This is a genomic window from Microcoleus sp. Pol17C6 (assembly GCF_036701145.1).
In the GTDB taxonomy this organism is placed as follows: Bacteria; Cyanobacteriota; Cyanobacteriia; order Cyanobacteriales; family Microcoleaceae; genus Microcoleus.
This window is the reverse complement of the sequence record NZ_JAUBQH010000036.1, coordinates 41,800-65,607: the sequence shown is the minus strand read 5'-3', so window position 1 is coordinate 65,607 and position 23,808 is coordinate 41,800. Positions and strand designations below refer to the sequence as shown.

General features: G+C 47.0%; 23 protein-coding genes and 1 tRNA gene. 5 read left to right on the top strand and 19 right to left on the bottom strand.

From position 1 onward, the window contains the following. Positions 1-99: 99 nt before the first annotated feature. Together QUA25_RS18580 and QUA25_RS18575 are read left to right on the top strand one after the other, a co-directional pair. Positions 100-333, top strand: coding sequence for a hypothetical protein (locus tag QUA25_RS18580; protein WP_333040357.1), 234 nt, complete (start codon positions 100-102; stop codon positions 331-333). A 230-nt stretch (positions 334-563) separates the two neighbouring features. Next, positions 564-752: a DUF2949 domain-containing protein gene (locus tag QUA25_RS18575; protein WP_333040356.1), complete on the top strand. Its 189-nt coding sequence runs from the start codon at positions 564-566 to the stop codon at positions 750-752. 397 nt (positions 753-1,149) lie between these two features. On the opposite strand, the gene QUA25_RS18570 is transcribed toward QUA25_RS18575, so the two are convergent. The 13 genes from QUA25_RS18570 to QUA25_RS18510 form a co-directional block, all read right to left on the bottom strand. Beyond that, positions 1,150-1,226, bottom strand: a tRNA-Met gene (locus QUA25_RS18570). A gap of 116 nt (positions 1,227-1,342) precedes the next feature. Beyond that, positions 1,343-2,296, bottom strand: coding sequence for an asparaginase (locus QUA25_RS18565; RefSeq protein ID WP_333040355.1), 954 nt, complete (start codon positions 2,294-2,296; stop codon positions 1,343-1,345). A 180-nt stretch (positions 2,297-2,476) separates the two neighbouring features. After that, positions 2,477-2,986, bottom strand: coding sequence for a CGLD27 family protein (locus QUA25_RS18560; RefSeq protein WP_333040353.1), 510 nt, complete (start codon positions 2,984-2,986; stop codon positions 2,477-2,479). A gap of 2 nt (positions 2,987-2,988) precedes the next feature. Beyond that, positions 2,989-3,408: a ribosome silencing factor gene (gene rsfS / locus QUA25_RS18555; RefSeq protein ID WP_333040351.1), complete on the bottom strand. Its 420-nt coding sequence runs from the start codon at positions 3,406-3,408 to the stop codon at positions 2,989-2,991. Between the two features lie 138 nt (positions 3,409-3,546). Continuing rightward, positions 3,547-4,182, bottom strand: coding sequence for a bis(5'-nucleosyl)-tetraphosphatase (symmetrical) YqeK (gene yqeK / locus QUA25_RS18550; RefSeq protein ID WP_333040350.1), 636 nt, complete (start codon positions 4,180-4,182; stop codon positions 3,547-3,549). A gap of 253 nt (positions 4,183-4,435) precedes the next feature. Beyond that, positions 4,436-4,789 carry a XisI protein gene (locus QUA25_RS18545; RefSeq protein ID WP_333040349.1) on the bottom strand — a complete coding sequence of 118 codons (354 nt, stop codon included), beginning with the start codon at positions 4,787-4,789 and terminating at the stop codon, positions 4,436-4,438. Continuing rightward, the gene (locus tag QUA25_RS18540) at positions 4,777-5,193 is read right to left on the bottom strand and encodes a XisH family protein (protein WP_333040347.1); all 417 of its coding nucleotides are present in this window, start codon (positions 5,191-5,193) and stop codon (positions 4,777-4,779) included. Before QUA25_RS18540 ends, QUA25_RS18545 begins: the two co-directional genes overlap by 13 nt. Positions 5,194-5,310: 117 nt before the next feature. After that, positions 5,311-6,579, bottom strand: a complete 1,269-nt coding sequence (locus QUA25_RS18535; RefSeq protein ID WP_333040346.1) for a WcaI family glycosyltransferase — start codon at positions 6,577-6,579, stop codon at positions 5,311-5,313. A 161-nt stretch (positions 6,580-6,740) separates the two neighbouring features. Continuing rightward, complete coding sequence (locus tag QUA25_RS18530; RefSeq protein WP_333040344.1) at positions 6,741-7,178, bottom strand: ATP-binding protein; 438 nt, start codon at positions 7,176-7,178, stop codon at positions 6,741-6,743. 547 nt (positions 7,179-7,725) lie between these two features. Next, complete coding sequence (locus QUA25_RS18525; RefSeq protein WP_333040343.1) at positions 7,726-8,727, bottom strand: sugar transferase; 1,002 nt, start codon at positions 8,725-8,727, stop codon at positions 7,726-7,728. A gap of 396 nt (positions 8,728-9,123) precedes the next feature. Next, complete coding sequence (locus QUA25_RS18520) at positions 9,124-9,792, bottom strand: DUF3318 domain-containing protein (protein WP_015178535.1); 669 nt, start codon at positions 9,790-9,792, stop codon at positions 9,124-9,126. Between the two features lie 173 nt (positions 9,793-9,965). Then, positions 9,966-10,208, bottom strand: a complete 243-nt coding sequence (locus QUA25_RS18515) for a hypothetical protein (RefSeq protein ID WP_333040342.1) — start codon at positions 10,206-10,208, stop codon at positions 9,966-9,968. Between the two features lie 341 nt (positions 10,209-10,549). Continuing rightward, on the bottom strand, positions 10,550-11,605 hold the full coding sequence (locus tag QUA25_RS18510) for a hypothetical protein (RefSeq protein WP_333040340.1): 1,056 nt from the start codon (positions 11,603-11,605) through the stop codon (positions 10,550-10,552). Between the two features lie 187 nt (positions 11,606-11,792). Here QUA25_RS18510 and QUA25_RS18505 point away from each other — a divergent pair, with 187 nt between their 5' ends. Further along, on the top strand, positions 11,793-12,665 hold the full coding sequence (locus QUA25_RS18505; RefSeq protein WP_333040338.1) for a hypothetical protein: 873 nt from the start codon (positions 11,793-11,795) through the stop codon (positions 12,663-12,665). A gap of 158 nt (positions 12,666-12,823) precedes the next feature. Here the strand turns inward: QUA25_RS18505 and QUA25_RS18500 are convergent, their stop codons facing one another. From QUA25_RS18500 to QUA25_RS18490, 3 genes are all read right to left on the bottom strand, one after another. Then, entirely contained in the window at positions 12,824-13,192 is a 369-nt protein-coding gene (locus tag QUA25_RS18500) for a type II toxin-antitoxin system HicB family antitoxin (RefSeq protein WP_333040336.1), read from the bottom strand. Then, a complete protein-coding gene (locus QUA25_RS18495; protein WP_333040335.1) occupies positions 13,164-13,433 on the bottom strand; it encodes a type II toxin-antitoxin system HicA family toxin in 270 nt (89 codons plus the stop codon). Before QUA25_RS18495 ends, QUA25_RS18500 begins: the two co-directional genes overlap by 29 nt. A gap of 84 nt (positions 13,434-13,517) precedes the next feature. Beyond that, positions 13,518-14,927, bottom strand: a complete 1,410-nt coding sequence (locus QUA25_RS18490; protein ID WP_199292772.1) for a ferredoxin:protochlorophyllide reductase (ATP-dependent) subunit N — start codon at positions 14,925-14,927, stop codon at positions 13,518-13,520. Positions 14,928-15,165: 238 nt separating this feature from the next. Here QUA25_RS18490 and QUA25_RS18485 point away from each other — a divergent pair, with 238 nt between their 5' ends. Further along, positions 15,166-15,318, top strand: a complete 153-nt coding sequence (locus QUA25_RS18485) for a hypothetical protein (protein ID WP_333040332.1) — start codon at positions 15,166-15,168, stop codon at positions 15,316-15,318. A gap of 86 nt (positions 15,319-15,404) precedes the next feature. Here the strand turns inward: QUA25_RS18485 and QUA25_RS18480 are convergent, their stop codons facing one another. From QUA25_RS18480 to QUA25_RS18470, 3 genes are all read right to left on the bottom strand, one after another. Further along, entirely contained in the window at positions 15,405-16,871 is a 1,467-nt protein-coding gene (locus QUA25_RS18480) for a DUF5331 domain-containing protein (RefSeq protein WP_333040330.1), read from the bottom strand. Between the two features lie 34 nt (positions 16,872-16,905). Continuing rightward, complete coding sequence (gene bchL, locus QUA25_RS18475) at positions 16,906-17,772, bottom strand: ferredoxin:protochlorophyllide reductase (ATP-dependent) iron-sulfur ATP-binding protein (protein WP_006634709.1); 867 nt, start codon at positions 17,770-17,772, stop codon at positions 16,906-16,908. 957 nt (positions 17,773-18,729) lie between these two features. Next, complete coding sequence (locus tag QUA25_RS18470; protein WP_333040328.1) at positions 18,730-20,892, bottom strand: CBS domain-containing protein; 2,163 nt, start codon at positions 20,890-20,892, stop codon at positions 18,730-18,732. Between the two features lie 145 nt (positions 20,893-21,037). On the opposite strand from QUA25_RS18470, the gene QUA25_RS18465 reads away from it, so the two are divergent. Further along, the gene (locus QUA25_RS18465; RefSeq protein WP_333040326.1) at positions 21,038-23,596 is read left to right on the top strand and encodes a PhoD-like phosphatase; all 2,559 of its coding nucleotides are present in this window, start codon (positions 21,038-21,040) and stop codon (positions 23,594-23,596) included. Positions 23,597-23,808 lie beyond the last annotated feature (212 nt).

The following is a 23,808-nucleotide window of genomic DNA, read 5'->3' as shown; positions in this document are numbered from 1 at the left end:
CTTTTCTTGTTTTATTGACCCTACATTAGATTCTTCTGAGTCCTTGTGTCAAGCCTAATTGAGATGCTCTTACCCTGATCTGGGGACTCGTTGAGGACTGTGGAGGACAGAACCTTAGACTCTGACTACCAAAACTTGATTGGTGTACCAGAAACGGCGGCTAATTCTGCTAGAAGGGAAAGAAGCTTGGGCGATACATTTCGCCTCAAAATCGAGGGCCCTTTGGAATTTATTACTACTCCTTCGGACGCCCAGCGTCAAGGAAATCCTTTACCTCCAAAACAAACCGACAGCGGTACAGAAGCGGGAGTTCAGCTTCAGCTAGGACTTTAGCAATTTTAAATGAATTCATTTAAAGCAAGCGATCGCGGAACCCACTTTTTGACTCTCGGAGTTATTGTGACTGCGATCGCTTTTTTATCAGAGTTTTATCACAAGTTTTGTGCGGTTTCGATCACACAAGGTTCTCTATTGTGAACCTAAAATTAGACCAATTAAACTTCCGATACAGACCGATTAGATACATATCTTTACAATAGCGCATAAAACTGGCGGTGAAGGTGATGGGAAAGGCTCAACTGATCGATTATTTGCGGGGGGAGTTGGCGATATCGAATTCAGCGATCGCCGTTGCTCTCCGACACGGTGAACAAGATGCCAGCGAACTGCCGATGGTTCTGTGGCAATACGGGTTAGTAACACTGGAACAGTTAAACCTAATTTTTGATTGGTTGCAAGCTCAGCCGACTTAGCAATTTAAAATCCTGAGTTAAAAAATATGGATATCGCATTGCAATTTTTTGACAAATAAAGCTTGCACAAACGGTCGTCTAAAAGTATAGGGTTGAGTGTTTAGGTTGAGGGTGGGCCTTATTTTGTCCCAATTAGAAAAATATAAATATACAGTAGGGACACAGCAGTGCTGTGTCCTCATTTTTTTGCCGCATAAAATAAACTGCTTTCATATCAAATCGGGCAGCATCGGAATTAATATTACCCACAACTTTCGAGACGGTAGTGCCGTGTCCTCTATATCATGTCACTCGTCGTGCAACCGGAAACGCTATCAATCTGTCGAAGATGCGATCGCAGACGGCATAAAACAAACCCCACCAACTTTTAGGTTGCCGGGGCGTGTCTTATTTAATTTGGTGGCGGGAAGTGGATTTGAACCACTGACCTTCGGGTTATGAGCCCGACGAGCTACCAGGCTGCTCTATCCCGCGTCGCTTTGTCTCTCTCTAATATAAACATATCTTTCTGAAAATTGCAACCCCTAAATCAAAAAAACTTTTTAGATTATGGGAGGGGTTGCTTAAATCGGCTCAGAGTCTCGATCGTACTAAAGCATCGAAACTTCCCCGATTACCTCCAAGCGCTTGAAGTCACTGAGAGTGAGGTAAGTTTCCGAAAGAGTTTCGGCGATCGTCGGAGTGATCCACCCCAACTGCTTGAGCAAGTGAATCGCCACAGCAAATTGAGCGCGCTTTCCTCCATCCGTCACCTTAATTGCCAAGCCCATGCCTTCGCCAACGCGGCCAATGCACTGCACCCCTTCGGCGCCGGATTTGCTCACCAATTCCCCTTGAGTCAAGCGCATCAGTTCCGTGTCAAATTTGCCCTCACCAGCAACCATCATCGGGTGATGAGTCATAGCGCGGACAATCCGTTCCATATCCACATTGTTGCCGGAGGCTAACTGAGCGTACAAAGACGCCATTTGCCCCAACTGCAACAGATAGGTAGGAGCGCCGCAGTCGTCGCGAGCGCTGATAAACTCTTCGGCAGGCATTGCCAGCAAGTCAGCCACTTTGCCCAAAATAAGCTGCTGGACGGGATGTTTGCGGCGCAAATAAGTTTCCAGAGGCCAGTGCAGTTGCTGGCAGACAGCCAGCATTCCGGCGTGTTTGCCGGAGCAGTTGTATTGCAGGGCGCTCTTTTTGCCTTCGGGAATGGGGCATTGAAGTTTAGAGGGGTCAATGTCGCAGCGCCACAGGACGTTAAATACCTGGCGCGATTGCTCGATCGTACCTTGATGGGAACTGCAAATAATCGCTAAATCTCGATCAGTCAATTCGTAGCGTTCTAAAGTGCCAGTCGCCGTCACCGCCAAAGCTTGAAAAGGCTTGAGTGAAGAACGGACAAATGAGGCCGTTTCCGAGTTACCAGCAACAGACAGAACGCGCCCGCGGTTGTCGCAGACAGCGGCCTGGGCGCGGTGCCTCGATTCCACAATACCTTCGCGCAGCAATGTGACTTCCAGTTCGGGAGCTTGGGTTCGTTTTCCCCTTGTCATATCAATTTTAGATTTTAGATTTTAGATTTTAGATTGGGGTTCAGGAAGTTAGGAGTTGCGAGCTGCCAGTTAAGAGTTATAAAGTTAATCTTTCTGCGATCGTTTCTCACTCATGCACTCCGTGTGCGTTGTTGGCTGTGGGCGGCAATCTCAAAACTCAAAACTCCCTTCCATTCCCGATTACAAACAACTCCAAGTTAGTCCCCCGGCAACCAGCAATACTGTCAAACCATAAAATGTCTGCCGCAGACGCCTGAGAATTGGTTCTAGTTGGTAGTTGACAATCAACTGATCTTGAAGCAAAACTTCGGGAGTTTTAGGCCAAGATTGACAATCGTACCAGCCAGACTCTTCGTAGACGACCGTGGGATTTGAAAGGCGCGATCGCACGTAGAACCAACCCAAGTAGAGCCGCAGCAAAGCTAATCCTAGAATAAAACTGGCACCTGCGGCACCGCTGAGGACAAACTGAGCTGGATACTTGACAGGAGCAAAGCTAGAAGCAGCTATTGGCCCCGATACCAAGCAACTCCAAGCCCACACCCAAGCTAGTTTTGCCAGGTATCCGGGCCAATTGAGTGTTACCCAGCTAAAAAACCAGGATTCTTTAAGTTCTTGGTATTCATTGATCGGTCGCTGTTCTTGCGGAACGGGACAAATAGAAGCAGAAACGTTTTTCACATTAGCCATCCTCACGGCGTGGGGGAAAAGTCAATGCGTTCGGCGTGTCCCCAGAACGCTTCTAAATTGTAGAACTCCCGCTCTTGAGGCTTCAAGATGTGAATGATTGCGTCGCCGTAGTCCATGACCACCCAACTAGCGTCTGATAGGCCTTGTGTACGCAGTGGCAAGCGTTGCCACTCTTCTTCCACTTGGTCTGCTATCGCTTGGGAGATGGCTCGTACCTGCACGTTGGAAAATCCGGTGATGATCGCAAAGTAGTCTGCCAAATAGCATACTTCTGACACCCGGAGCAATACAATATCTACTGCTTTGCGGTCATCGGCTGCTTGGGCAGCGGTCACGATCAGGCCGCGAGCTTCGTCTGAGGAGGTGCCGTCGGTTGCTGTAGACTGAGCCCTGGAGTATTCGAGTTGAGTTAGATCTGACATTCAGTGTTTAATTTCCTAATTGATACGGTAAGAGGGAATCGGTGCGCTACGAGCGATCAATTGTTGGCAGTTTGAGACGGGAAATAGGAGTTAGGTTGAAGCCAAAAGTAAGGACAGGATTTCTGGTAAATTTTACTTTTAACTTGTGATTTGTTCGATCGACTGCTTCGTCGAATTTCCTGTTTCCGGCGATTCGCGGGCCATTTGCAGCGCCCAATTCCGCGTAAGTACGGTGCGGGGGTGGATGTAGCAGCGAGTTTCTAGCAAATATTTAAGAGAATAATCGCTAGTTTGCCACACGGCTGCATAAAGATTTTGCAAGCTTGCCTCGCGCAGTGCTTCTAGTTGGGCTGTGTTGCCGCGGCTCGGCTCTATGGTATCTGCTATGAATACAGTACAACTGAGCTGGCTCATGTTTGGTCTGCCAAGGGTGTGATTGGCGATTGCGTCCAAAATTTCTCGATCGACCACCCCGAATTCGTCTCTGGCGACGATCGCGCTGGCGTCTGCGTGCAGCAAATGCGGGTGTGCTTCCAACACTGAGTCTAACTCTAAACCCTCCGTCCTTGCCATTTGCAGCAGCAGTTGAGGTTTGAAGTATTTTGCCAAATCGTGCAACAAACCGGCCGATCGGGCTTTTGCTTCGTCGAGGCCGTAATGGCGAGCCAAGTCACCTGCTGTCTGTTCGACTCCCAGAATATGTTTGATGCGGGCAGCAGGAACTCTGTCTGACAGCCAAGCTAGAACGTTTTCGCGCGCGGGTGCAAGTGTCAAATATTAACTCCAAAATTGTATGAGCTACTATTTTAGCGTTTTGTTTCGATCGGCTGCGGTGTCGCGCACCCAGGGGTGTGGTGGCTTCTGGGATGGGGAGGGGTGACACTCAAGGTATGGAATTTGACGTATCCGCTCAAGAATCCGGGGTAAATCACTCAACGATACACCTCAAATGACGCAAAATCTTTCCTGAGTGGGTAGTCCGCCCCGAATTATTGAGCGGATACGAATTTGAAATTTTTGTCTTTCATCAAACTGTGGCAAATTCTGTCAAAGGTCTTTTGCTAGGATGGTGAAACCCCAAAACAATATCGCCCTTAGAAATTCCTGCTGCTAGTAAATCATCAACTACGCACAAATCCGTCCAATCTTCTTCCACCCAAATTTTACCATCTTTAATCCGAAGATACATGGTAATGTGGCGGAGCCGTTTTTTGCCATCCCAGCCCGAACGAAACCATAGATAGTGATCTCGTTCTTCGTCAAAGGCTAGACGATCCTCTGGCTCTAATTCATCTAGTGCGATCGCCCCTTTGACGGTCATTTCATAATATCCAGTCAATATTTGTTTAATTGTATTCCGATAGTATTCTAATTTATCCATTGCAGAATTTCCTCCTTTGCCATTTCAACTACCATTAACAAAAGCTGATTTTCATTAGTAATTACTTGGATTGACTTGCGTTTAAAAAAATCTTGGTATACGATATCATCAATTGCCAAATAGAGCCTGTATTCGGGAGCCGTGAGTTGAATCAGATTTCGGTAGACAATGTATTGACCGAGTGCGCCGTGAAAATCATACATTAGCGATCGCCCAATAAAGCTCTTAATTTCAACAACTATTTTTTGTCCTTGGCGTTCTGCGGCGATCGGCTTTTCTGCTGCTAGATCGGCATACAACTCCGCATCCTCATATTTGATGAAGTACGGGTCAGCCGTAATTCTCCAACCATCTTTTAGCAGGGCATTTTTAACTGCATTGTGATAAATGTCTTTGGCAGGCATTGTAAAAACAGTTAAATATTACTCGCTCTTTAAATACAGTAAATAAATTATAACTCTTAAGAGTCGGTTTCACCAAGAAACAAATAACGGTCGTTACTCACTAACCTAATGAGCTTATTATTTCGGCAAAGGCTCCAATATTTTCTCACCATGACTCGCTGCCACCGCCGCAAATAAAGTTTCATAATGATTCAAAGCTTCCTCAAATCCGTAATTCTCCACAGCATAATTTCTGCCTTGCTCGCCCAACGCATCCACCTTAGCAGGGTGCAAGTACAAATCCTCAACAGCCTCAGCCAAAGCCTGCGGATCTTCCGGCGCTACCACCACCCCGCCACCGCTTTGCTGCACTGCTTTTTGAGCGGTACCAGTTTCGGGAACCGAAGCCAAAATTGCCCGACCGCTGGCGAGAATTACTTGAATTTTTGAAGGCATATTGAAGTTAGTAACGCGGCGCTTTTGTACGACTAAACTAACATCAGCAGCAGCTAACAAGTCGGGCAATTTTTCTCGCGGTTCAAAGGGCAGCAGCATTACATTATTAGCTTTATAAGTTTCGCAATCTTGTTGCAAGCGGGCGAGTGCTGTTGATTCCCCCACAATTACAAAAGCGATTTCGGTTAGGTGTTTCAAACGAGCCGCTGCTTGGACAACTGTTTGCAAGCCTTGAGTGAGGGCAATATTGCCTGCATAGAGAACGACAAATTTGCCCTTGAGTTTGTGAGTTTCTCGAAATGAATTACTTTCCTTGGGTAAGGGCCGAATGAAATTGACATCAACCCAATTGGGAACGCAAACTATTTTTTCGGGGGGTACTCCCTGAGAATGCAATTTTTTGACAAAACCGCTGTCGATGACGCTGACTTGGCTGGCTGTGCTATAGGCCAATTTTTCCAAAGCGTCAGCAATGCGAACTAGCAGTCCGTTTTTTTTGACCAAGCCGACGCGCACGGCTGCTTCTGAGACGATATCCTGAACGTTGAGGACGATCGGGCAAGCGCGAATCCAGCCATAAAAGGCGACTGGGACGCAAATCGGTAAAGGGGGCATTGTCGAGAAAATCACGTCGGGACGCCAGCCTCTGAAAGCTTGGACGGCGCTGGAGACGACAAAACTGCCGTCTAGCAAAAGTCTGTCTAGGAGGGTGGGGTGGGGGCCGTTGACGCGCAGATAGCTGCGCTGAATTGTGACGCCGTTGTGTTCTTCGGTGAGGTAAAATTTGCCCTCATATTGCGGATAAATCCGGCGCTGCGGATAGTTGGGCATTCCTGTGACGACTCGGACTTGGTGGCCCCGCTTGACTAGGCCTTGCGCTAGTTCTGTCATCAGGGGGGCAATGCCGATCGGCTCTGGATAATAGTTATAGGAATAAATTAGAATACGCATAATATTTATTTTGAAGCAAATTGTCCTCCAGCCGCGTGCATCGAGCCTGCACCCGCAGAATTGCAGAGGATGTGGTTGGGTTCCGGGTAGGACAATAGGGGGCGAGGCGATCTTCCACTCCTTGGGAAAGAAGCCGCCCTGACCGGGCGGGTATCGCGCCCTCAGCTAATGTTTTTTCGCATTACCAGGCAGTTGCGGCGATCGTCGGTACGGATATACCGAAGGTCGTCTGTGAGCTTGTACATGAACACCAGTCCCCTTTCTCCCTCTCTGTCCAAAGGATCGCGCTGCTCTTGCATGATCGAGTGCAGCTTTGCTTCTAAGTTGAAGGGTTGACCCCTGTCCCAAATCCTAATTTCTAAGTAATCGGCAAACACTTTTACCTCAATGTCTATGGGCGTCGAGGGGGGCAAGTTCTGGTGAGCGTGGCGGACAGCGTTTGTAAAGCCTTCGTTGATTATCAGCCGGCACTGCCACCAGAAATCCGCTGGTATCATGGGCAAAACGATATTCTCCAACCATTCCAAAATGGATGTTAAAGCATTCAGGTCTGTTTCAACCTGCAGGTGCCACTCGGCCTTTGGTTGCTTGTCTTTCATCTTTCTTCCCCCTGGTCGGCCCCCACCACCGCTGTACTCAGCGGCGGAGGGAGAGAAAAAGGAGGGCAAGGTCTTGGCAACATATTAGTTAAGTCAAGCTTGAGTTGAAGAAGCCCGTTTTGCCTCAAGGTGAGCATTCCTTTCGCACCATTTACTCGCACAGCAAATGAGAGACTTCCGATACTGTAACCCGCCTCGGTAGGGCGTTTAAATAGGGAAAATTCCCGAGTCAGCTTGCGAGGAAGTGATTTAAGCATCGACCGTGTTAGCAGTCGCTACTTTTCTAAACACAGGTGAGTTCTTCTCGTCCTCGAAAATCATGCTGGGATCATTCGAGTATGACCTCGAACTCGCCAATTGCTAATTATTAATGCTCCGATTGCAGAGCTGGCAACTAGCTGTGCATTTTCTGGGCGTGTGAATTTTAACACTTAATGCTAACGTAGCTATCGCTAGCGATCGTCTGCTTGACTAAGTATCGAGTTCGACTTCCCGCCCCCCGTTGGCAACAGCACCTCAAAGTTCAGCGGTGGGTTGTTGAGGGTTCCTACACAGCGCCACTATTTTTGTTAAACAGGACTGTTACAGTTTTGACAATTAGTTTGAGGTCATACACCAGGCTCCAGTTTTGTTGGTATTTTAAATCTAAACGGATGACATCTTCAAAATCGCGGACTTGAGAGCGACCGTTGACTTGCCATTCCCCTGTCATCCCGGGTTTGACATCCAAACGCTGCCACTGAGGGACTTCGTAACGCTCAACTTCGTCTGGGGTAGGCGGTCTAGTGCCCACTAGACTCATTTCGCCTTTGAGCACGTTCCAAAACTGCGGCAGTTCGTCGAGGCTGGTTTTGCGTAAGATGCGCCCGACTTTGGTAATCCGCGGGTCGTTGTCATTTTTGAAAAATGCGCCAGAAGCCTGGTTTTTGATTTGGGCTTTCATGGCTTCGGCGTTGGTACACATCGATCGAAATTTCCAAATCCGAAATTGTCTACCCATCCAGCCACAGCGGGTTTGACCGAAAAATATCGGGCCTGGATCGTTGATAGTGATGGCTGCAGCTATAGGTACGAGCAAAATTCCTGTAATTATCAAACCGACGATTGCCCCAACGATATCTATCAGCCGCTTCACCCACGATTGCACTGAGGGGTGCGTCATCGGTAGCTGATTGTCCGAGGGGTTGGTCTCTGTGGGAGTTGAGGTTGCAGAGGGCTGCTCGATCGTCAGCACTTGATCTAGGCTGGTGAGAGCAAATACTGCCATCACCTGCGGCTTGAGGCTTCGGAGCACCAAGTCGCTACCACGCTGTTTGGCAAATTTCAGATTGCTGACTAAAGCACCGATCCCGCTACTGTCGATGAATGTCGTCTGACTGAAGTCTAGGACAATCTTGCTGGGAACGGTGGTGCTTTCCGAAAAAAGTTGCTGGCAGGTTGTCTTGAAGTTAACAGCTTCAAGTACGCTCAAGCGCACGGGTATGTGAACTGAGGGAATCTCGTCCGAGTACGTTACCCGAAAATCTGCCTCTGGGGTTTGACTGACCATGAAGTCCTGGTTTCAAATTTCAAGCTGATGTCTTTAGCCTATTCTGTCCTAGCAGCTCCACCTTTACCAAATATTATGGTTAACAAAAGGCTAGCTTTATACAAACTTTACAAAAACGCCTGCAAACTCGCCCACCGAGAATGATATCAAAGGCAAAAATAGACTTAAGTCTACCAGTGCCAGTTTTGGCCCAAAGATTTTTGAACGCAGTCGCTGCCAAACTTTGACATCGGAATCAAGATTTTTGTGGATTCAGGCCGCTTAATCTTGTCGTTAATAATTTTCCTGCCTGTCTTGCACCGGATAGCCATCGCAGTTAACAGTTAACAGCTAACACAGAAGTCAACAGTTAACGGTTAACTGGAAAACCCCCGTAACAAGCGTCGGGGGATGAGGTTAAGAATTGTAGACGTTTTCTGACTGGGAGGTTTCGCGGGTGATGGGTTTGACTTTGGCTTTGGCTTTGGCTGCGTTGCGTTTGAGGGCCTGGAGACGAGCTTCGTATTTAGCCCGCTGCTGTTTTTTGGAGGTTTGCTCGATTAAGGTTTTTAAGGCGCTGCCGAGGCTTTTGTAGGCGTTTGGGAGAGTGTAGCCGAAGCGGGTGGCGAGGGCGAGGGCTTTTTCGTCTGCGTCTACTGCTTCTTTTAAACTTTTCTCTCCGTTGTTTTTTTGGTAAAGTCTCCAGCCGGAGACGCCGCACAGGGATAGGGCTAATAACAGCAGCAAGCCGTCTTGCACCCAAAGTTCGCCGACAGCGCCGCCTAAACCAATGGCCAGGGCCGCCATTTCCCAACCGTCTCTGGGGATGGTGTCGTTTTGGATTCTGGCGACTTCGTGCCAAAATAGGAGGTTGCGCTGATCCATTGCTAGCTGTTCCCAGCGGATCAGGTCTATTTGGATTTCTACCTGGTCTTTGCCTATTTCTTCGCTGCGGATCAGGGTAGGATTAACTTCTATTGTTTTTTCTACTGTTACCCAACTTTGGAGTTCTGGGGGCAGTATGTTTTTCAAGCGCCGGATCTCACTCATCTCGGCTCTTGCTGTAGAGGTTGCATAGGATGTCATAGCTCCGGCCTATTGATTTTGCAAAGGTTAATATATGTCTATTTCTGGAGTATAGCAAACCTTGAATCCAAATATAGTCGAGTAACGGGGGTCGATCGACCAATACTTGCAATTTTACTTGATTTTAGTCTCTGGGGGCGATCGCAACTGCCTGCTAGATCCTTGACTTTCGACTATTTCATCAACGCTTCGATTTCTTGCCGTAATTTCGACCAAGCCGACCAAACTTCCGGCTTAGAAGTTATGCCTTTTTGAACTAAAACAACTCCGTCAAATACTTCAGCAATTCCGTACAAACCTCGCCGTAGAGATTCATCGGTAAAACGCACTCCCGCCAGAACTCTACCTCGGTCAACGGGAACTTTTAAATTGTTTTGCTGCAACTGCCACAACTCCAGAAACTCATAATTAATCAACAGCTAAATTTTTTAAAGTGGCGCCCACTAAATCCGTGTAATATGAGTCTAACAGCTTGTTTTATTTTCAGTTATGGAAAATATTTATCATGGTAAATACAGGAAAGTCTTCTTTTTGTCCCCATATCCTCTCTTTTTTTGCCTCGTTTAACATTCATTTTTTTCTCTTTTTTTGCTACATGAGCGCGCTCGCCCACAGTCGGGTGTTCTATCGCGCACAGTAGCGAGTCGGAGCGCCCGCTGCTGGCACTAACTAATGGTCTACCCCCCCTTTCCTTCTTGCAGCGGATATTACCACTCTTCGGGGATTTACACACATTATTCAGACGCGATTTAAATGATTAAAGTGACTTGAGAAGACCGCTTTCCAACTGATAAATTGCTGCCATAATCCCGCTTTCAGGATTTGTGAGCAGCGACTTTTTGACATCTTTCAAGTATTCTACAATGTGTGCCCGCAAAATCGGTCTTTCTACTTTGACGGTGTGATTGTAATCCCACAAATCCCAAATGATAATTCCGATGCCGACAATCGGGTCGATTAAACTTACTCCCAACTGACTAGCAACTGTACCGCCTGTTTTTGTGGCTACCTTGGCGGCGGCTTTGCTGGCAACTTTTGCCGTAACTTTACTACCAACTTTAGCTGCGACTCCCAAAATTAAGGGTTTAGCAACCAAGTAACCGCTACCGCCAACTAATACTTTTAATGATAAATTCGAGACATTTCCTTTGTCGCTAATAGTGGTGGCAATATCGTTCAGGTATTTGTCCCACTGTACTTGCGGTATGTTATAATTGTTTTGAACTACTTTCACATTCTTGCTAACTTCTGATATATACAAGTTAGCAGTATCTTGAGTGATTAATTGAAATCGCAGTTGAGCGTTTTTGGGGACCAGCACTCGGTTAGCAAATTCTCTTTGAAAGTCTTCGGTTAATTTTTCGGAAACAGCTTGAGAAGCTGCTGTCATATCAAATCTGTTGAGTACGGCAGATTTCACGAAATTAAAAGGTACGGTAAACTCCATCTTTTTTTGATTGAAGTAATCGAAGTACCAATCCAGGAAGCTATTGTCTACTCGGGCAATTACTTCGGTTTCCCATTTGTCCAATTCTTTTGATGCGAAAGTTTCGGCTGTTGTATGGGATTGTTGGATAGCGTTTTTAATGTCTTGGTTGACTTTGCTAAAATCGTGCGGCGGGGAGACGACAACTGCTGTGGTTCCGGTATTGGTTAGGGACTGGGAAATTAGAAAGTTACCTAATAGGGGAATGATGACTACTAAAATTACGATCGTCCAAATCATCGGTGTCACTGTTTTGATAAACTGACCGATAACTCTGAGACGTTCTGTTTTCTCTGAATAGCTAATTTCTTCCTTGTCTTGACTCATGGCGGTTTCTCAACTGATGAGAGTTGGGCTAGTTTCGATTATAGGCGATCGTACTTGCGATCGTGTTACGGGCCTGTGGCCTGGGATTCTGGAAAGGTTGGGGAAAAGTCCGCGCTAGTGAAGCTATACCACCGAAAATCGCCCGTTTTTAATTCTTGACTGCATAGAAATTAAAGTGGTACTATTTTTGAATATATCTCAAGCTGTTAATATGACCTTAGATCCTTTGCTCCGCAAGCTAGCAGCCATAAATCAAGCTTTATCTGCCATTTCAGCAGAAACCTGCACGGCGCCCGGATGCAATCAAGCAGTTTCCAAACCCGGTCACAAATTATGCTACGAACATTGGAAAGCTAACAACGTTCAACCCGTGTCAGCGCCCAAACCTAAACCCCAACAATCCTCTTCCCCCTCACTTCTGTCCGCTACCAGCATCAGCGAGAAACTAGAAATATCAAAGCACAAAGTCAACCCTATTTTAGCAGAATTAGGATTAGTAAACAAAGAGCGCAACGGCTGGGTAGCCACTAAGCGGGGAATAGGTTTTGGGGCGGTGCAAAAAACCTACCCTCAAGACAACACTCCTTATGTGCTTTGGCCAGAATCTATACTGACAAATCCAGTTTTTCGGGCGACTATTGAGAGTCTTAAAGGTGACAATTCAGAACAGAGCAAAACAGAAGTAAACACAAACCTAGGGTTCCGGGAAAAGTTTCGGGCGAGTGCACAGCATCGAACAACCGACGGTCATTTTGTGCGGTCTAAAGCTGAAGTTTTGATTGATAATTGGCTCTATATGGCGGAGCTAGTTCACGCCTATGAACGCCGACTACCCATAGAGGAAGAAGCTTACTGTGACTTTTATATTCCTGGCGGAAAGGTGTATATTGAATACTGGGGATATGAGAACAACCCCGAGTATGTTGCGCGTCAGAAAGTCAAGCAAGAACTATATCAAAAGTACGAACTCAACCTAATTGAGTTAACAGATGAACATATCAAAAATTTGGATGATTATTTGCCTAGCATGTTATTAAAATTTGGCGTCATTGTAAATTGATTGAAAAGTACGATCGCACTCTTTATCCGCGTTAATCTGCGTTAATCTGCCTGTATCAGCGGTTCATAAAAAAATAAAAGAGCGTGAAGCGAAGCTATCCCGAAGGGAATCGCCCTTTAACCCTCGCTCAAACTCGATCGTCCTTATCTGATTATCTTTTAGCCTGCTTTACTTAACACAACCAGAATGTACTGGTCAAGACTAACTCCTTCCCTTTCCGCTTTTTCTGCTAAACTCAAATGTAGAGATTTAGGAATCTGTAAAGATAGACTTCCGCTATACTCAACCTCCGTTGCAGGTAAAGGAATCTCATGTCCGCACTCGTAAGCAGTCTCTATCCACAGTTCCCTAGCTTCCTGAATATTCTCCATCGCTTCTGACAAAGTTTCTCCTACAGACATACAACCTGGAAGGTCTTTGATGAGGACTGTATAGCCTCCTTCTGGATCTGGGTAAAAACTTATAGCATATCTCAGGCTCAAGTAATATTCTAAAGATTTATTCTTCACTTCTATCTTCTGATTCATTGCTCCATTCCTCCAGTTTCAATAGCGCAACAATTTGCTTTACATATATTCCTTTTACCTTTTGACCGCCTTTTTTAGGAACTGTAATATTTAATCCATCAGCATTGACAAAAGTATGGTGACTTCCTTTCGATCGCTTTTCTTCAAATCCAAAAGCTTTTAGAATATAGCACACATCGTCAAAGCGCACTTCTGGTGGATTTGCTAAAAATTGTTCGACCAGTTTTCCTAACTTGCCCATGAAGTTTTACAGATGCTTGTACTATTCTAATAAACAAGGGTGGGCATTGCCCACCCTTGCTAGGAGTCCGGTGAAATTCAAAAATTAAACCTTCGCTTCATTCTTCACCAAATTACCCCAACCCAAATCCTTCAGCGAATTATTCCGGCGCAACGGACGAGTCACCAACTCCAAAATATCCCGCGCATTACCAAAGCCGTGAATCTGAGCAAAAGTAAACTCAACAGACCACTTAGTATTAATCCCCCGCGCTTCCAAAGGATTAGCGTGAGCCATACCAGTAATCACCAAATCAATATTCTGCTCGTAAATCCGCTGAAGCTGATTGTAATTGTCCGGTTTCTCCACAATCCGAGGAGTAGGAACTCCCATCTCGTGACAAGTCTTTTCTAACAAAGCCAATTCGGCCGCCTGATAGCGCTTGTCCATGTAAGGAATGCCAATTTCCGGGCAAGTCATGCCGCAGCGAATCAAGAAACGTGCTAAAGAAATCTCCAGCAAATTGTCGCCCATAAAGAAGACTGATTTACCGCGAATTATTTGCAGGTAATCTTCCAAACCAGCCCAAATTTGCGCTTCCCGTTCGTCCAAACCTTTTGGTTCAATTCCCAACACTGAGCAAATCTTTTCAATCCAAGCGCGAGTTCCGTCAGGGCCGATCGGGAATGGCGCACCAATTAGCTTGCACTTGCGGCGGCGCATCAACGTAGAAGCAGTACGCGACAAGAACGGATTCATGCCCGATACATAATAGCCTTCTTCCAAGACTGGCAATTCAGTGTAGCGCTTGGAAGGAAGCCAACCGGAAACTTTGATTCCTTGCTTCTTCAATTCTAGAGTTAGCTGAGTAACAACCGGGTCGGGCAAAGAACCGAAAAGTACCAGCGGTGTGTGCTTGACATATTCCGATTCATCTGCTGCAACTTCCTCTTTTTTCTTGCCGAAATTCAGCAGTTGAGAGATAGCATTGCGTTCTTGTTTCTGAGATTCCATCACGGGCGCTTTCTCAGGGCATTTAGCAGCCATCGCTGCCAAAACGGTATCTTCCCCTTGAGTAAAAGCGTAATCCAAGCCGTTAGCGCGCGCTGTGACGATGGGAATGCCAATTTCTGCTTCCAGCTTCGGCGCTAACCCTTCCAAATCCATTTTGATGATTTCGGTGGTGCAAGTGCCGATCCAGACAATTACACTGGGGTTACGATCGCGCTTAATTTGCAAGCACAGCCGCTTCAACTCATCATAATCGTTTAACTGAGCGGAAATATCGCCCTCTTCCAACTCAGCCATCGCATAGCGAGGCTCAGCAAAAATCATCACGCCCATTGCGTTTTGCAAGAAATAGCCGCAAGTCTTGGTACCGATGACCAAGAAAAAGCTATCTTCAATTTTTTGATAAAGCCAAGCTACGCAGCTAATCGGACAAAATGTGTGATAATTGCCTGTTTCGCATTCAAAGTTTAAAGCTTCCGGTTCATTAGTAGTAATAGCAGTCATATCTCAAATCTTCTCCCTTTAAATTGTTTTTCTTCTCGAACAGGACTTGCGGCGGAGCGAGGAAACGCCTGGATTTTGCCATCGTCTCGGTGCGGTCGCCCAGGAGAGGAATAGGTTGTTTTTCCTCTCGATCACGAACAGGCGCAGTGGGGATAAAACACCTGTTTTGCGCGATCGCGACGCACAGCGAACAATAAATAGAAATACCTATTTTTGGGCTAATTCCTGTGAAAAATAGATGCAACCACTCAATATTTCCGCAGGAGCCGCAGCATCCAAAATTCTGGCTAAAAAATTCTGCGCGAGGGCATACAATCCCTCACAGCAGGGATTTAGTTTACTTCAAATCGCTAAGGAAAAAAGCCTTTTGGCAGTTGTGAGTTGGAGCTAATTAAAAATTAACAACTCGCAACTCACAACTCACAAATAGAGCGGGAAACTTCAAGACTAGAACAGATGCGGGCGATCGCAACAACCTCACTTAAAATCAGATAAAAACCCGGAAATTTCTTCATCCTCATCGTCGGAATCCAAATCGCCGAGACCTAGAGCATCTAAATCATCTTCGTCAGGATCTCCGGTAGTTGCTTCCCCCAGATCGTCGAGTCCGAGATCATCGAGGTCATCGTCATCAGATACAGAGAAATCGTCAATACCGTCATCGTCCAAGTCGCCCAGATCCATGTCTAGGTCATCTGAGGTCGCTGTCCCAAAAGGATCGGGTATTTCTTCGGCGACAAACTCTTCATCTTCTTCCCCAAACGGATCGGAAATCCCCGATTCGAGATCTCCCGAGGTCAAAGTCCCAAATTGTGAGGCTTCATCTTCCTCGTCATCGCCGAGGTCGAGACCGCCCAAAGCCAAAGCTTCATCTTCCTCGTCATCGCCGAGGTCGAGACCGCCCAAAGCCGAGGCTTCATCTTCCTCGTCATCGCCGAGGTCGAGACCGCCCAAAGCCGAGGCTTCATCTTCCTCGTCATCACCCATATCAAAGTCAGATACGGCGTCTTCCTCATCGTCGCCCATATCAAAGTCAGATACGGCGTCTTCCTCATCGTCGCCCATACCGAAGTCAGATACGGCGTCTTCCTCATCGTCTTCTAGACCGAGACCGTCCAAAGCCGAGGCTTCTTCCTCGTCATCATCCATGTCGAAGTCGGAGACAGCTTCTTCCTCGTCATCGTCCATGTCGAAGTCGGAGACAGCTTCTTCCTCGTCATCGTCCATGTCGAAGTCGGAGACAACTTCTTCCTCGTCATCGCCCATGTCGAAGTCGGAGACAGCTTCTTCCTCGTCATCGCCCATGTCGAAGTCGGAAACCGCTTCTTCCTCAAACTCATCGAAGGATTCCTCCTCTGAGCTCAGTGCTGACGCTGCTGCTGCCAGACCGGCGACTCCGGCGACTCCGGCGACTACTCCGCCGGCTGCTAAGGCAGCACCGCCCAATTTATTAGATTTGGCTGCGGCGGGTGCAGCAGTTGCAGTTTGAGCTGCTACGGGTGCAGCAGTTGCAGTTTGAGCTGCTACGGGTGCAGCAGTTGCAGTTTGAGCTGCTACGGGTGCAGTAGTTGCAGTTTGAGCTGCTGCGGTTGCAGCAGTTGCAGTTTGAGCTGCTGCGGGTGTTGGAGATTTGCCGGCCGTCTGCGGCGCGAGATTTGAGGGCATACCCAGCGCTATGTCCGGGTCAAAATTTAGCCCCAACACTTCGATCAGGCTGTCTGCATCCGGCTTGAGTTTTGAGAAGGGCAGCATTAATTGCTGGAGTTCCGGCTCCAGGGCAGCCGCAATTCCCAGGATGAGGTAAGAAACAGGCCTTTTCCCGCCGTCGGGTGTGGCGACCGTGTTCTCAGCCGTCATGTGCAGGAGCAGCCAAGCCCGATTTACCTGGTAGTAGTCCAACCACTTCTGTTTGAGAGCAACTGAAAAAGTATCAAAAAAAGCCATAACCTCTTTATCCTCATCCTGATCGCTAGACCTATTAAACCATCATCAGGTCTAGCTCATCTTCCTCCTTCTTGACCACCGGTTGCACTGGATTTAGATAAAAATCTGAAAGTAAGGCGAATAATTCGCGATCGGGCGTGTCGTTGGGCACTACTCCTTCGGGCATGGCCAAAATCTGGTCAGCGATGTTGAGGTAGTAATCGCAGACGTAGTTGAGGGAAGGATCGCTTTCAGCCATCTCAAACAATGTTTTGCCTTTGACGCGAGAAACGCGAATGTCTTCAATCAGGGGCAGCACTTCCAGCACCGGCATCGGTACAGAGTCAATGTATTTGTCGATCAAGTCGCGCTTTGAGGTGCGGTTGCCAATTAAACCGGCGAGCCGCAACGGGTGAGTGCGGGCTTTTTCGCGGACTGAGGCGGCGATGCGGTTGGCTGCAAATAAAGCGTCGAACCCGTTGTCGGTAACAATCATGCAGTAATCGGCGTAGTTCAATGGGGCTGCAAAACCGCCGCACACTACGTCGCCGAGTACGTCGAACAGGATGATGTCGTATTCGTCGAACGCATTGAGTTCTTTGAGGAGTTTGACGGTTTCACCGACTACATAGCCGCCGCAGCCAGCTCCTGCGGGAGGGCCGCCTGCTTCTACGCAGTCAACGCCGCCGTAGCCTTTGTAGATGACATCTTCGGGCCAAACGTCTTCGTAGTGATAGTCCTTTTGCTGAAGGGTGTCAATAATTGTGGGGATCAAGAAGCCAGTGAGGGTAAATGTGCTGTCGTGCTTTGGATCGCAACCGATTTGCAAAACTTTCTTGCCGCGCTTGGCTAGGGCAACGGAGATGTTGCAGCTTGTTGTTGATTTACCAATTCCACCTTTTCCGTAAACTGCTAGTTTCACTCTTGGTTCTCCTATAGGTTTCTATCAAAACGATGAGGGCTGGGTTTTCATGCTTTTTTTCGCTCGCCCAATTGCAATAGCCCAATTGCAATAGCCCAATTGCAATTCCCTTAATGTCAGTCGATTTGAGATTTCAGATTAAAGAATGGACTCCACAGATGAATCTGGGGCTTTTCTCTAACTTAAATTTTCTCTCTCGACGACTTTTGTTTGGGGCTTGTATCCGTCTTTGGGTTAGACCAATTTTGGACTCGGCCCTTAGTCACCTCGTTGAAAGCATTATTAGCTAACTTGCGATGAAAAGAAAGGGGGCGTCTAAATGAAAATGCTAGTAAATTGGTTTATTTTGCATCTTTGGGAATTTTAACTGGTTTTTTGATATAAAAATCTATTTTTAGATTATTTTTAGATTTTAAATTAATTTTAGAATACTTTCTTAATATAAAGAGGTACAAAAATAAAACAAAAATTAACTTCTCAAACAATCTGGGCTTTTGGCTTTGGGGCTAGGATGCAGGCAGTTGATGGCTTGTGCGGGTAACTGGAACGGTCATAAAGGCGCTAGTGGATGAGGCAAACTCGAAGTGAGTTCGGATCAGTTGGGTCAGGGGAGGGCAAAGTTATGGGATTTGAGATTTGAGATTTGAGATTTGAGATTGGGAAAGATGCACTTTGGTGGGGTTTCTGGTGTTTTGTAAAAAATTGTGAATTTTTAGGAAATGGTGGGGATTTGGAGAGTGGGGGAGTGAGTCGGGAAGAGGGAGAGTGGATGGGGAGAGTGGGGGATTGGGAGAATATCATGTCTTCCCCATGACTACTGATACCAGTTGAAAAAAAGAATGCAACTATAGGCCCGTGATCCAAACCACGAGCTTAATGAGTCATTTCCAATTCTTCAATTTTTCAATCTAAAATCTAGAATCTAAAATCTAAAATCTAAAATCTTAGGACTGCTGACTAATGACAACTGACGATCGGAATCTCGATCGCAAATTCAGTGCCCCGTCCAGCTTCGGAAACGCAGTCGAGCCGCCCCCCGTGCTGTTCGACAACTAAATGGTAAGAAATCGACAGTCCCAACCCAGTGCCCTTGCCGACTGGTTTGGTAGTAAAAAACGGGTCAAATAATTGGCGACGAATCTCATCAGGTATGCCCCGCCCGTTGTCGGAAATGCGGATCGCCACAAAATCGCCACCAACAACTTCAGTGCGAATTGTAATAGTGGGAAGAGTCAATGGAGAACTAGGATTTGACGGGAGTGAATTTTTCGCATTTCTCGTCGCCCATTCCCCTTTCTGGATTTCTTCATCCAAAGCATCAATAGCATTGCCGATAATATTCATGAACACCTGATTGATCTGACTGGCACAGCACTCGATGTGGGGCAAATTGCCATATTCTTTAATAATCTGGATAGGTGGATGTCCGCCGTGGGGTTTGAGCCGATGCTGCAAAATCAACAAAGTGGTTTCGAGTCCCTCGTGAATGTCAACGAGCTTGGTGTTAGATTGATCGGATCTGGAAAAATTACGCATCGACACAACTATTTGGCGGATGCGCTCGGTTCCTACTTGCATAGAAGACACTAGCTTAGATAAGTCTTCTACCAAAAAATCGATTTCCATCTCTGCTGCTGCTTCCCGAATTTCCGAGACTGGTTCCGGATAGTGCTGCTGATAAAGTCCCAAAAGTTGGAGCAATTCTTTGATGTAGTGGCTGGCGTGGGAAAGGTTGCCGTAGATAAAATTAACAGGATTGTTAATTTCGTGAGCGATACCGGCAATCATTTGTCCCAAAGAAGACATTTTTTCGGTTTGCACTAATTGAGTTTGAGTTTGCTGCAACTTTCGCACAGTCTCCTCTAATTGCTGTGCTTGATTTTTCAAGCAATTTTGCTTTCGCCGCAGGACTTCTTCGACTCTCTGGCGCTTGATAATATCCCGTCTCAACAATTCATTGGATTCTAAAAGTTGAGCCGTGCGTTCTTCAACTTGTTTTTTTAAGTCGTCGTGAGCTTGGCGCAGGGCTTCTTGGGCCCGTTGCCTCTCTAAAATTTCTTCCTGCAAAAGTTGGTTGGCTTTCTGCAATTGGGTGGCTCGATCGTCCACTGCTTGTTGCAACAGCTCGATCGTCCCATACATTTCAGATTGGTTAAAAACTTGCGGCAAATTTGTCTGAGACACAACGCCCAAAAGTTCTCCCTGGCTGCCAACTACTACCAAACGGCGGACGCAGTGGCGCTGCATGGACTGGTGGACACTCCACAGGGAATCGGCGGGAGATATGCAAAATAAAGGCGCACTCATGGCCCTTGCTGCTGGGATTTCCGAGAGGTTGAGCTCGAGGGCGTGAAACTGCACGATGTCGCGCTCGGTGACAATGCCGATCGGAATTTGATAATTTTGTGGTGGTGCGATCGCCCGATCGGGATGCTGAGTTTGCTCTTTGACAATGACGACGGAACTAACTCGATGCTTGACCATGAGCTGGGCTAAATCGAGGGCTGAGGCAGTTGTTGGGGCAGAAATGACTTCTTTCGTCATGACATCTGCTGCACAGCGCAAATTGGTGAGCAAGTTAATCGGTTGCAGGGCTTCGTGAATAGCTTCGCGGGTGATGATGCCGAGAAGTCGCGAGTCGTCGTCCACTACGGGCAAATGCCGGATCTGGTGCTGGCGCAACGTGAACATAGCTGTGAAAATATCTTGAGACTCGGATTGTTTGAGGGTAATGGGCGATCGAGTCATTACGTCAGCAATTGTCAGTCCGACTGTACAAGCTGCGACGGTAGTTAGCTTGACGATATCCCGTTCTGTAAAAATGCCGATCGGTCGATTATCTTCCACGACTAATACGCAACTGCGCTTGGCTGCGCTAGCAACAGCGTTTTGTTTTTCGCCACAAAGCTGACAGGAGACGCGCATCGGATTCATGAGAGCCAACACCTGGGCGATCGGGGTTTGTGGAGCCACGGTGAGGGGGTGGCGGTCGATCGCCCGATCTAAAGGTGACGAGTAGAGCGGCCGGCTGTTAGGGCGTCCGGCCGGTTCTGATGATTTAATTACGGGCAACTGCGGGGCTAAATCTCGGAAATGTTGTAATTTTTCTTCTTGTAGCATGATTATTAATTTTACTTAATGAGTTGTTACAATTTTGGAGACTTGGGTTGGCAGACTTAGCATTAATTAAGCGAGTGAGAGATGCTCGATCGCCTAAAATCTGATTGCTAGAACACCCTTATTTAATTTTTATTTTTTAAATTCTATGTCGTGGACTCCCTTAAGTCATCGAATTCATCACTTGCCGCTTATCCTTGCGGGTCCGATTTTGCGCCGGACTGAAAGTCGGGCCGTGACAGTTTGGCTGGCTCTGAAAGCACCCCGCCGAGTCGAACTCAAGGTTTATTCGACTGAGGGCGGAACCGGCGAAATTGTCGATCGGCCCTTGCTCCAAGGTGCAAACTCTACCGTGCAGCTCGGCAAATACCTGCACGTAGTCGCGGTGACTGCTAAACCAATTAACACCAATGTCTTGACATCGGGGGAAATTTATGCTTACAACATCGAGTTTGCTGCGAGTAGCGAGTCGAACGTCGGGGGTGCAGTCCCAGAAAATGAGAAAGAAAATCTCATTTCTTGCCTGTGGCCTGCCGCCCCTGATTTATCGGCTTTGGGGCCGGGGACGATTAGTTATTTCGCTCACCAGTTGCCGACTTTTGCCCTGCCACCGAACGATTTAAACTATTTGCGTATCGTTCACGGTTCTTGTCGCAAGCCCCACGGAGACGGCAGAGATGCGCTGCCTATCTTGGATAATTCGATCGAACAGTTTGCAGGAACGGCAAATAGCAGGCCCCATCAACTGTTTTTAACGGGCGACCAAATTTACGGCGACGACGTTGCCGATGCCATGCTGTGGGCCCTGACTGATGCTGGCGATACACTGTTGGGCTGGGAAGAGAGTCTACCCCTGATGGATGATGCCCAAATAAAAAAGAATTTGTGTATCAGTATACCTAAAAATTCGGAAAACGAAACTGCACTGGGCCAAGAGAGGGAAATTTTTAGAGAGTCGCCAATTCAGAAACCGTCTGATGCTGAGTATGAGTCCAAAAAACCAATTGAGTTACAGCCGGGGACTCGCAGCGATATTGCCAGAGATTTTGGCGGCTTTACGGCGATGTTGGTAAATAAACCCAACAATGCTAAAAGTCACTTGTTTAGCTTGGGCGAATATTATGCGATGTATTTGTTAGTTTGGTCGCCGGTACTCTGGTGTACGAGTTTTCCGAAGGGTAAGGATATTTGCCCAAATTCTAAGCAGGCAAAAGTCTGGGATAGAGAAGTTGTTGAACTTGACGGTTTTGCTCGCAATTTGTGGAGGGTGAGGAGGGCGCTAGCGAATATTCCTACTTATATGATTTGCGACGACCATGATGTTAGCGACGATTTGTATTTGAATCGAGAGTGGTGTTACCGAGTGCTGGGAAAGCCGCTGGGACGGCGGGTGGTGCAGAATGCTTTGCTGGCTTACGCTGTGTTTCAGGCGTGGGGAAATACGCCTGCACAGTTCGATCGCGAAAAACCGGGAGATAAATTATTAACAACTGCTGAAAAATGGTCGAATTCGGCGGGGAATGATGTTTCTGCTTGGGAGGAGGCGGCTTCGTATTTGGGAATTCCCAGACTCGATCCGAAAACTCATTTGCCTAAGTTGAAATTAGATGAAGATGTTTTTATTTTGGATCGATATGAGGAGGGTGTAAGTGAGGTTTTGAATTGGCATTTTAATGTGAGAAGTTTTAAGCACGAGGTGATTGTGCTGGATACGCGGAGTTGGCGGGGGTATCCGGTGAAAAGCGCAATCGATCCGCCCATGCTTTTGACTCACAAAGGTTTTGAGGAGCAAATTCAAAAACCTTTTAAGGAGACTGATTTGCTGAATAAAACAGGGGAGTTTGAGATTGAGGCGACGCTGGTAGTTGTACCAACAAATTTGGTGGGTCTGTGGATTATTGATGCGGTGCAAAAGTGGGATGTGGAACAGGGGAAGGTTTTTAATAGTGATGCAGGGGATGCTTGGAATTTTCATGAGTTAGCTTTTGTAAAGCTGTTGTCGGAGTTTTTTAAGCAGCGCGATCGGGTGATTGTGTTGACCGGGGATATTCACTATGCTGCTGCTGTGCGACTGAGTTATTGGTCGGATTGTCATTTTGGCGATTCTCGATCGAATATTGAGCCTTTGAAGGGGGCGAATTATAAGTCAAATTGTCAAAATTCTGTGTTGGCGCAGTTGACTGCTAGTGCTTTGATCAATGAGGAGTGGAAAACGCATTTAGTTCATACTAAAATTAAGTCGCTGTTTCCTGAGCGATCGCACGAATGTTTGGGATGGAATGAGCCACTGGAATTAATGAAGATTTCGAGGGGTGGCCGAAAGAAAGCTATGGCGGCTGCTCTCAGGAATAGACAATCTCTGCCTGATTGGGGCTATCGGATTGACTGGATTAAACGGCAAAGAGCTCGGGTATTTTTGCTGCTAGAAAAGGGAACTGCGTCAGATAGATCGCATAAAAATAAACAATTGTCATTCCTGCGTAGGTTGTGGAATTTTATATCGCTGTTGTGGCGCAATCGCTGGCTGCAAGAGGGTGATGAGATTGTGGGATATAGCAATATTGCGATCGTCAGTTTTCAGTGGCCTGCTGAGGGTGATGGAGAGAAAGCGGTGATGCAAAATGTTTATTGGCGGCCTCTTTGGGAGCCGGATAGTGTGGTTTACAGTCAATATTTTGTGCCGCTGGGATTGGATGAGGATGATTAGATTCCCGATTTCTTCAAGAAGTCGGGGATTTCGATACGGGTACAATATTGTGATCAGTTTGTGGCAGTGTCCGCCGGGGGTGAAACCCCAGTCTCATCGCTAAAGTCGGTGAGAACTGAGATGTGACACCATTCTCAAGAACAGGCTGTCCGGCCTGTTCCACAAAGAATAAGTTTTCTTGTGGGGAGTCGCAGAATTTCCAGAGCCAGCCG

What these genes read in the sequence shown, in the direction of transcription:
- QUA25_RS18575 (WP_333040356.1), top strand. Translation starts at nt 564, where the DNA reads ATGGGAAAGGCTCAACTGATCGATTATTTGCGGGGGGAGTTGGCGATA.
- QUA25_RS18565 (WP_333040355.1), bottom strand. Translation starts at nt 2,296, where the DNA reads ATGACAAGGGGAAAACGAACCCAAGCTCCCGAACTGGAAGTCACATTG.
- QUA25_RS18560 (WP_333040353.1), bottom strand. Translation starts at nt 2,986, where the DNA reads ATGGCTAATGTGAAAAACGTTTCTGCTTCTATTTGTCCCGTTCCGCAA.
- rsfS (WP_333040351.1), bottom strand. Translation starts at nt 3,408, where the DNA reads ATGTCAGATCTAACTCAACTCGAATACTCCAGGGCTCAGTCTACAGCA.
- QUA25_RS18545 (WP_333040349.1), bottom strand. Translation starts at nt 4,789, where the DNA reads ATGGATAAATTAGAATACTATCGGAATACAATTAAACAAATATTGACT.
- QUA25_RS18540 (WP_333040347.1), bottom strand. Translation starts at nt 5,193, where the DNA reads ATGCCTGCCAAAGACATTTATCACAATGCAGTTAAAAATGCCCTGCTA.
- QUA25_RS18535 (WP_333040346.1), bottom strand. Translation starts at nt 6,579, where the DNA reads ATGCGTATTCTAATTTATTCCTATAACTATTATCCAGAGCCGATCGGC.
- QUA25_RS18530 (WP_333040344.1), bottom strand. Translation starts at nt 7,178, where the DNA reads ATGAAAGACAAGCAACCAAAGGCCGAGTGGCACCTGCAGGTTGAAACA.
- QUA25_RS18525 (WP_333040343.1), bottom strand. Translation starts at nt 8,727, where the DNA reads ATGGTCAGTCAAACCCCAGAGGCAGATTTTCGGGTAACGTACTCGGAC.
- QUA25_RS18520 (WP_015178535.1), bottom strand. Translation starts at nt 9,792, where the DNA reads ATGACATCCTATGCAACCTCTACAGCAAGAGCCGAGATGAGTGAGATC.
- QUA25_RS18510 (WP_333040340.1), bottom strand. Translation starts at nt 11,605, where the DNA reads ATGAGTCAAGACAAGGAAGAAATTAGCTATTCAGAGAAAACAGAACGT.
- QUA25_RS18500 (WP_333040336.1), bottom strand. Translation starts at nt 13,192, where the DNA reads ATGAATCAGAAGATAGAAGTGAAGAATAAATCTTTAGAATATTACTTG.
- QUA25_RS18495 (WP_333040335.1), bottom strand. Translation starts at nt 13,433, where the DNA reads ATGGGCAAGTTAGGAAAACTGGTCGAACAATTTTTAGCAAATCCACCA.
- QUA25_RS18490 (WP_199292772.1), bottom strand. Translation starts at nt 14,927, where the DNA reads ATGACTGCTATTACTACTAATGAACCGGAAGCTTTAAACTTTGAATGC.
- QUA25_RS18485 (WP_333040332.1), top strand. Translation starts at nt 15,166, where the DNA reads ATGCAACCACTCAATATTTCCGCAGGAGCCGCAGCATCCAAAATTCTG.
- QUA25_RS18480 (WP_333040330.1), bottom strand. Translation starts at nt 16,871, where the DNA reads ATGGCTTTTTTTGATACTTTTTCAGTTGCTCTCAAACAGAAGTGGTTG.
- QUA25_RS18470 (WP_333040328.1), bottom strand. Translation starts at nt 20,892, where the DNA reads ATGCTACAAGAAGAAAAATTACAACATTTCCGAGATTTAGCCCCGCAG.
- QUA25_RS18465 (WP_333040326.1), top strand. Translation starts at nt 21,038, where the DNA reads ATGTCGTGGACTCCCTTAAGTCATCGAATTCATCACTTGCCGCTTATC.